The 8,556-nt window shown below is 37.5% G+C and carries 8 protein-coding genes; all 8 read left to right on the forward strand.

The annotated features are described in order from the left end of the window. The first annotated feature begins 1 nt into the window (after position 1). Entirely contained in the window at positions 2-1,087 is a 1,086-nt protein-coding gene (locus K0A93_06630) for an FAD-binding protein (GenBank protein MBW6511779.1), read from the forward strand. A 2-nt stretch (positions 1,088-1,089) separates the two neighbouring features. Beyond that, positions 1,090-2,196: a polysaccharide pyruvyl transferase family protein gene (locus K0A93_06635; GenBank protein ID MBW6511780.1), complete on the forward strand. Its 1,107-nt coding sequence runs from the start codon at positions 1,090-1,092 to the stop codon at positions 2,194-2,196. A 51-nt stretch (positions 2,197-2,247) separates the two neighbouring features. After that, the gene (locus K0A93_06640) at positions 2,248-3,501 is read left to right on the forward strand and encodes a hypothetical protein (GenBank protein ID MBW6511781.1); all 1,254 of its coding nucleotides are present in this window, start codon (positions 2,248-2,250) and stop codon (positions 3,499-3,501) included. Positions 3,502-3,562: 61 nt separating this feature from the next. Next, positions 3,563-4,801, forward strand: coding sequence for a glycosyltransferase family 4 protein (locus K0A93_06645; protein MBW6511782.1), 1,239 nt, complete (start codon positions 3,563-3,565; stop codon positions 4,799-4,801). Beyond that, a complete protein-coding gene (locus tag K0A93_06650) occupies positions 4,798-5,712 on the forward strand; it encodes a glycosyltransferase (GenBank protein ID MBW6511783.1) in 915 nt (304 codons plus the stop codon). Before K0A93_06645 ends, K0A93_06650 begins: the two co-directional genes overlap by 4 nt. Before the next feature lie 259 nt (positions 5,713-5,971). Continuing rightward, positions 5,972-6,631 (forward strand): transposase, encoded by a 660-nt coding sequence (locus K0A93_06655; protein MBW6511784.1) that lies wholly within the window; start codon positions 5,972-5,974, stop codon positions 6,629-6,631. Positions 6,632-6,780: 149 nt separating this feature from the next. Then, a complete protein-coding gene (locus K0A93_06660; GenBank protein MBW6511785.1) occupies positions 6,781-7,893 on the forward strand; it encodes a hypothetical protein in 1,113 nt (370 codons plus the stop codon). Positions 7,894-7,942: 49 nt separating this feature from the next. Then, on the forward strand, positions 7,943-8,556 hold a 614-nt coding region (locus tag K0A93_06665; GenBank protein ID MBW6511786.1), incomplete at its 3' end, for an SDR family NAD(P)-dependent oxidoreductase.

Genomic DNA, 8,556 nt, shown 5'->3' on the forward strand with positions numbered 1-8,556 from the left:
TATGATAAATTTAAATTTACTAAATAAGCTTGATAACTTTAAATATTATCTTGATTCAGAAGATATTTGGTACAGGCCAAATTATTTATTAAAATATGATACGTATTTTCAAATGGGTGGATATGTATATGTTTATGTTTGCCCTCAAAATTTAATTACTTTAAAGTTAGTAATTTCATACCTAATAGAGAATAAAATTGAGTATAAGATTATTGGCGGTACAAGTAATATTGTTTTTCTGGATAAAATTAATTATTCAGTTGTTATTTCTACAAAAAACTTAAAAACTATTAGAGTTGCTGATTCAAGTGTTTATGTTGATTGTGGATATTCATTACAGGATTTTGTCCGCGTGGCTGTAACACATGGGTCTGAAGGGTTTGAGGGTCTAGAGGGTATTCCTGGTACTATCGGTGGCGCTTTATTTATGAATGCTGGCGCGTATGGTTATACAATTTCAGACAATCTTATCTCTGTAGATTGTCTGAATATCAATGGTGATTATTTTGTATTAGAAAAAAAAGATGGGTTATTTTCATACCGAACTTCAATATTTAAAAATGAAAAAATTATTATTCTCTCTGCGTGTTTCAATTTTAAATCTGGCAATAAAAAAGAAATTGAAAAAAAAATAGAAAAATTTCATATAGCTCGCCATTCATATCAAGAATTTGTATATCCAAATTTAGGAAGTATGTTTTCTTGTAAGGGTGATTTTTATTATAATCTTATAACTCACGACAAAATTAATATTATTAAATTTTATTTTTTGAAATTAATTTTTAAAAATTCTATCGCAAAATTTATAAATAGAAAAAAGCCTAATAATTCAATTTTCAACTGGTTTGTTAGTAAGCACATTAAAATTAATAATTATAAACCGTCAAATAAAAGTATGAATATTATGATTAATAATGGCAGCGATATATCAACTATCATTGATTATGCCATTCTTTTAAGAAATAGATTAAACAATAAAATTTACTTAGAAAACGAATTTATTGTCGAACCAAACATCTTTATTGATAAAGAATTACTATCTGTAATAGAGAAAATAAAATTATTACATAATATTGGAGGTAATTAATAATGAAAATTGCTTTGGTAACAATTCACGAAGCTAATAATTACGGTGCTATATTTCAAACTTACGCAACACAGATTGTCTTATCAATGTTTGGTGACGTTGAAATTGTAAACTATAAAAACCGCCATATATCCAGAAGTTTTGATTTGATTAGGTTTAATCTGTCTTTTCGCGGATTATTGTGGGCAGGCAGAGATGTTATGAGGATTTTGCCGAGAAAAAGGGTTATTAATAAATTTAAAAAATTTATCGATAGAAATTTTAAACTAACAAAAGTTTATAGTCAAAAAGATATTTTAAATAATCTTCTTCCCAAGTATGATGTCTATATTGCTGGCAGTGATCAAATTTGGAATCCTGCCTGCATTAGCAAGAACTGCACACTTGATCCGGTTTATTTCCTCGATTTTGTTCCTGAAAATTCGAGAAAAATATCATATTCTTCTAGCATAGGAGGTTATAACTACTCAGAATCGGAAAAAAAACAAGTTAAAAATTTTCTGCAAAAATATGAAGCAATCTCTGTCCGTGAGAAAAGCACTCAAACTCTATTGCACAAATTGATGGGTAAACACATCGTACATGTGCTTGACCCAACTTTGTTGTTAAGCAAAGAAGAATGGTTATGTGTTGGTAATTTACATGAGGGAAGCAAGCCAAACCAAAAATATATCCTTTTGTTTACAGTCCCTAAATTGCCCCTTATTAAGCAGGTAGTTGAATTTTTTTCAAAAAAACTTGGGTTAAATGTAATTTCAATTGAGCAAGGTTTAACTCCAGGAGCAAAAGTCGATTTACATATTAGAGATGCAGGGCCAGAAGAATTTTTAAAGCTTTTTGCTGAGGCAGAATTTGTTATTACAGATTCATTTCATGGGACATGTTTTGCGATTAATTTTTGTAAGCCTTTTGTTGCAGTATCAAGCGGTAAACATATTAATAGAATTGAAAGTTTATTAAATGTTGTTGGGCTAGAAAATAAACTAATTTTAGAAAAGTCTTCTTTATATGATTTTGATATAAATATTGACTATGATGCTGTACATGAGAAATTATTTCGTTCAAGAGATGAATCTCTTAATTTCCTAAAAAAATTACTAATTAATTAAAACAAATTATATTAATTCATTTTATAGTATTTATTTATGGATAACATATTGATGATTATTGATAACGGAAAAGAAAAATCTTTCGACGTTTTATTTATTTTATTAGTCTTGATTATTTTCTTAATTCCAAGTTTTATGTTTGTAGTTTTTAACCTTTCCTCGTTATCTGTTGGTTTGCTTGTTTCTGCGATTTTTGTTTTAATTATAAATTTTAAAATTATTTTATCTATAGATTTATCACTTAAAAAAAGTATTTTATGTTTAGCAATATTTTTATTGTTATTAATTCCATCATTTTATCAATACTATATGTTCAATATTATTAAACCGCTTGGTTCTTTTTCATTTATCTTAATAATTATTTCATCATATATATTTTCACATAAAATTGAGAAAATGACGTTCAATGTTTTATCAAAATCATTATTTATTGTTTTGATTTTTTTATTTAGTTTAGGTTGGTTAAGTATTCTATTGCCCATAAAGATTGGTCCTTATGCTTTTGTGAGTAAATCAGTTTTTCCATTTTCAGAAGAGAGTCATTATGCTCTATCTGTTGGACTGCTTGGCGTCGGATATGTCGCTACAGGGGAACGTAGTTCTTCATTTTTCGTGATTCTTAATTTAATTTTTTTCTCTATAATTTTCCCAAGTCTAACTATGCTTTTATTCTCAGTATTAAGTATAATTTTGTTAAGCCTAAGAATGAATATTTTAAAAATTATATTACTTATTATGATATTATCTTTACTTGCTATGCCAATTACAAGTAAATTTTTTCTTGATTCCGATTATTTTACAAGTAGGCTTAGCTTTTCTGAGACAAGAAATCTCACCACTCTTGTCTTTTTACAGGGGTGGTCTTTGGCTTACCAAAACTTTATAAAGACCAATGGGTTTGGTTTAGGTTTTCAAATGCTTGGGTTTCCTGGTACTCAACTAACTCCATTTACAGAGATAATTGAAAAAATTGATGTTGGCAGTGAGACAAACTTGTCTGACGGAGGGTTTCTCGCTTCTAAAATAATTGCTGAATTTGGAATAGTAGGTATTTTAATTTTACTTATGTACATGAAATTTATTATAAAATTTATAATTGAAAATTATTTTTATTGGAAAGATTTAAAAAATAATAGATATTGCTATGGCTTAAACAAATCAAAAAAAACGCTTCTTTTATCTGCAATTCTTTTTGGATTTATTGTTGAGTTTTTTTTCAGGGGGTACGGTTATTTTTCCCCTGGGTTATTTCTTGTACTCTCTGTTTTAGGGGCAAATTATAAACTTAATTTTTTCAAGTATTAAATATTAATTGTTAACAGAATTAGTGTTGGCTCTATTTTTAGCTTAAATACATTTGGAGATAATGTTGAGAATTATAGTAATTAATGATTATGGGGTAGTTAATGGAGGTGCATCTCAAATTGCGTTGTCAAGTGCAACTGTTCTTGCAAACAGAGGTTTTGATGTAACTTTCATTTCGGGGATATCTCTTCCAAAAAATATCGAGAATTGTTTTCCTTTTAAATTTTATAATTTCGATCATTTTGATTTACTGACTAACCCATCTAAGCTATCCGCAGCTTATCATGGAATTTGGGATCACCGATGTTCGAAGAAATTAGCAGCTATTCTTGAGGAATATGACCCAAGAAACACCGTAATTCATTTGCATACTTGGGTAAAATCATTGACATCGAGTATTGTGAATGAGGCGGTGAAAAAAAAATTTAAAGTTGTTTGTACCCTTCATGATTATTTTACGGTCTGTCCAAATGGTGGGTTCTATAATTATAAGAAGGGAAAACAATGCGATCTATTTCCCTTGTCATTGTTATGTATTTCATCAAACTGCGATTCTCGTAATTATAGTCAAAAATTGTGGAGAGTTGCTCGGCAGATTGTTCAGCGCAAATTTGGTTGTATACCTTGTGGAATAGAAAACTTCATTACCATATCCGATTATTCAGAATCAATATTGCGAAAGTGGCTTCCAAAAAATAAAAAATTTTACCGAGTTTATAACCCGATTGATATAGAGAAAACTTTTCCGACAGATGTATCATTAAATAACGTTTTTACCTTTATAGGTCGTTTATCCCCTGAAAAAGGAGCTGTATTATTTGCTGCTGCTGCGTTAAGAGCTAATATTAAGGCGATTTTTGTTGGGTCTGGTTCAGAAGATGTTTCAATACGAGATATTAATCCTTTCGCAGAACTGCGGGGATGGCAAGATCGCGACGGTGTCATTAGTGCGATCCGTTCCAGCAGGGCAATTGTGTTTCCATCTCTTTTGCATGAAACACAAGGCTTGGTTGTTTCAGAGTCAGCAGCTCTTGGGGTACCAGCTTTAGTTTCTGACAATTGTGCTGCTAAGGAGAATATTCTTGACGGAGAAACTGGGCTATTATTTCGCTCAGGTGATGTCGAAGATCTTGCGTCAAAATTATTATTACTATCTTCTGATAAGGCTCTTTCGCGGAATTTGGGCATAAAGGCTTATAGTCAATATTGGACATGTCCTTGTACACTCGATAGGCATGCATCGGAACTAATTAAATGTTACGAAGATATTTTGTCATTAAGTAATAGAGCGACCGCATGAAAACGATATTATGTATTCCAACTCTGAATGCTGCTAATTCTGTGTCCTCTTTGTTTGAATCTATTACCAAACAGGTTTACTGCGATTTCGATGTAAAAATAATTGATTCCGATTCAACTGATGGTTCATCCTTAATTTTCAATAAATTTGGATTTTCTGCTTATATTATACCACGTTCATCTTTTAACCATGGTTCCACCCGCCAACTTGCTCTCGACCTTTGGTCTGAATCGGACATAATTATCTTCATGACTCAGGATTCTATTTTAGCTTCAACAGAGGCCATAAAAAATTTATTAGCGCCTTTTGAAGATGAAAAAGTTGGTGCGGTGTGCGGTCGTCAATTACCCCATGTCGAAGCTTCGCCAATTGCTGCCCATGCACGTTTGTTTAACTACTCCGCAGAATCTTCAATTAAATCCAAAGATGACATTGCAAGACTCGGCATCAAAGCGGCATTTATATCAAACTCTTTTGCTGCTTATCGACGCACAGCTTTGATAGCTGTCGGTGGATTTCCATCCGACGTAATTCTTAGCGAAGATACCTACGTTGCAACCAAGATGCTGCAAGCAGGGTGGAATGTGGCTTATGCCGCTGATGCTATCTGCTACCATTCTCATAATTACAGCATGCTAGAGGAGTTTCGCCGTTATTTTGATATTGGTGTGTTTCATGGTCGTGAGTCTTGGTATTTAGAACTGCTTGGCAAGGCGGAAGGAGAAGGGAAAAAATTTGTCATGTCGGAAATGCGATATTTAAGTAAGCGTGCTCCCTGGCTGATACCGATTGCCGTGCTGCGTACTGGATTTAAGTTCGTTGGTTATAAACTAGGGCAGATGGCGCCAAGACTGCCATTGTGGTTAAAACGTCAATTGAGCATGAATAAAGGATATTGGAAAAATTTATAAACTCATTATTTGGTTTGAAAATGGGGGGCACTGGCTCGGAAGTATTACAAACTCTCCGAATGGCTAGCAACCAGACTGGCGAATCGAATTGTGGCTGACTCAACTGGGCAAATCTGGGGACAGTATATTTAATTGACAAGAATTTTGCATCTGCTATTCTCCATTCATGGCACGTATCGCACGAGTTATCGCCCCCGGGCGGAAATCTGGGGACAGTATATTTAATTGACAAGAATTTTGCATCTGCTATTCTTCATTCATGGCACGTATCGCACGAGTTATCGCCCCCGGAATCCCCCACCACATCACCCAACGTGGCAATCGCCGCCAGCAGACCTTTTTCTGTGACGACGACTATTCGGCCTATATCGACCTGATGGCTGAATGGTGTGGCAAGTATCGTGTCGCAATTTGGGCATGGTGCCTGATGCCCAATCATGTTCACCTGATTGCCGTCCCTGAATCGGAGGGAAGTCTAGCTCGCGCCATTGGCGAAGCCCATCGTCGCTATACCCGCAGGATCAACTTTCGTGAGAAGTGGCGTGGACACTTGTGGCAGGAACGCTTTGCATCGTTTCCGATGGATGAAGTTTATCTGGTCGCTGCGGCTCGATATGTTGAAATGAACCCTGTTGCAGCCGGCATTGTTGCTTCCCCGGAGGACTATCCTTGGAGCAGTGCCCGGGCCCATCTCATGGTTCAAGACGACAAACTGTCGAAGGTTGAGCCGTTACTTTCAATGGTTGGGAATTGGAGAGATTTTCTATCGTTGTCATCGGAAGACGAAATGACCACCTTCCGCAAATATGAGCGCTCAGGCAGACCCCTTGGGGATGAGTCGTTTGTCGATAACATCGAGACCTTGCTGGCAAGATCTCTGCGGCCACAAAAGCCGGGACCAAAGCGAGTAAACGGATAGTTCTATATACTGTCCCCAGATCAGTTGGCCCAGATCAGTTGGCGTGGCATTGTTGTCGTTGTCGGAACGTAAAGTACGTTGAATATTTGCTGAAGGTTTTGTATCCTCCTTTCAGATAATTTACTTTGGATAATTGAAAGGCCATAACCGTGCAGAATCCCTTTAAACTCGTTCTTGCCAAAGGAGAAGACTTCTGTAACCGGACAGCAGAAAAAGAACTTGTTTGTCAGAATATGCGCTCCGGCATCCACACCCTCATCTACGCCCCAAGGCGTTATGGCAAGTCGAGCCTGGCGATTGTGGTGAGTGAAATGCTGACGGACATGACCTGTATCTCTATTGATTTGTTTTCGGTGACATCGCCCGAGGACGTCGCTGAAAAAATGTACCGTGGCATTGTTGCTTCGCTGGGTTGCAATGCAGCGGATAAAACTTCTTTGGGAGAACGTATACTTAGGTCTTTTAAACGGCTACGACTGCGTCTGGAGATCAGTTCGACGACCGCATTTCCTGAATTTTCTGTTGCCCTTGGGGATGATGCGGCGGAAATTCACTTAGAGCACATTATTGCCTCACTTGATGATTATTGTGCAGCGCAAGGAATCAAAGTTTGTCTTGTATTGGATGAGTTTCAGGAAATTTGTGATCTCAAGGAAAGCAAAAAAATCGAGGCCCTGTTGCGTGGTGGGATGCAGTCTGCCGAACATGTCTCTTTTTTGATCATGGGGAGTCGAAGAACCATTCTGCGCGATATGTTTGAAGATCGGAAACGTCCCTTTTATAAGAGTGCCTACGTTTTTCCATTGCCGCGCATCCCGACCGACGAATTTGTCGCGTTTCTCATGAGTCGTTACCATGCGGGCGGAAAAGTTCTCGATGTGGAGGTGGCAAAGGAGCTGGTGGAGTTCGTTGATGCTTATCCCTATTATGTGCAAAAATTGGCGATGCTCCATTTTGAAATGGGTGGGGATCGCGACTCCTTTACTGAGGTGAAGAGCTTGCTGGTGAAAATGGAAGCGGCCGATTTTGAGGGGTTATTTCTCGGCTTAACAAATCATCAAAAACGTTTACTCAGAGCCATTGCCAAACAGCATCCGGCCAATATTTACAGCCAGTCATACCTGACATCCTGGCGACTTGGTTCGCAGGGGGGCGTGCAGACAAGTCTTGCAAAGCTTATGAAACTGGATCTGGTGGAATTTCATGACAAGGTCTGGCGGGTGGTAGATCCTGTCTTTGAAAAGTGGTTGCTGACACAGTAGTTAAAGTTTACAACTTGCTATTCAAGTCTTTCAAAAATAGGTGGACGATATGATTCTTTTAACCGGTGGTGCTGGTTATATCGGCTCCCATACGGCCGTCGAGCTCATGGCCCGTGGCTACAACGTCCTGCTGCTCGACAATTTCTGCAATAGTTCTCCCCAAGTCCTCGACCGTCTGTTCGCGATCACTGGCCAAAAAATCCCCTGTATCCGCGCTGATGTTCGCGATGCGGCGGCGATCGATGAGGTCTTTGTTTCTCACCAGATCGATGCGGTGATTCACTTTGCCGCGCTCAAGGCGGTTGGAGAATCCTGCACAAATCCTCTGCATTATTTCGATAACAATATCAGCGGAACGATTTCTTTGTTGCAAGCGATGCGGCGGCATAATGTCGGCCGTTTGGTCTTTAGTTCCTCGGCAACAGTTTATGGCCAGCCGGAGCATTGTCCGATTCCAGAGAGTGCGCCACTCCAGGTCACCAACCCTTACGGGCGAACCAAGCTGGTTATGGAACAGTTGATTGCCGATCTCACGGCGGCGGATGCGGCTTTTCACGCTGCTACACTCCGTTATTTTAATCCGGTTGGCGCCCATGCGAGCGGATTGATCGGCGAAGATCCGAGCGGCATACCGAATAACTTGATGCCCTTCATCTGTCAGGT

This window comes from Desulfuromonadaceae bacterium (assembly GCA_019429445.1).
Lineage (GTDB): Bacteria > Desulfobacterota > Desulfuromonadia > Desulfuromonadales > JAHYIW01 > JAHYIW01.